Source organism: Desulforhabdus sp. TSK (assembly GCF_022836495.1).
Lineage (GTDB): Bacteria > Desulfobacterota > Syntrophobacteria > Syntrophobacterales > Syntrophobacteraceae > Desulforhabdus.
Genome location: NZ_BQXM01000295.1, coordinates 1 through 245, shown reverse-complemented (window position 1 = coordinate 245; position 245 = coordinate 1). Strand labels below are relative to the sequence as shown.

Below are 245 nucleotides of genomic sequence, written 5' to 3'. Positions count from 1 at the left end.
GGCTGGTGGTCAAAGGGAAAAAAGGGCACCTTCCCGAAGCGGAACACATCAAAATCCTCCAGCAGGTGCACCCTCTAATTCCAAAAGGCGCCAAAGTCGTTCTCGTGGGCGATGGTGAGTTTGACGGCATCAATCTACAGGCTGTCATCGACAACTGGAAATGGCACTATGCATGCCGCACGGCGTCCAACATTACCCTCTATTGGGAAGACGAGCCCTTCGTATTCCAGGACATGGGCGATCAC

General features: G+C 53.5%; 1 protein-coding gene. It reads left to right on the top strand.

The window, feature by feature from the left end; translation table 11 throughout:
- Positions 1-245, top strand: a 245-nt coding sequence (locus tag MWC30_RS22445) for a hypothetical protein (protein ID WP_244086383.1), incomplete at both ends; no start/stop codon positions are given.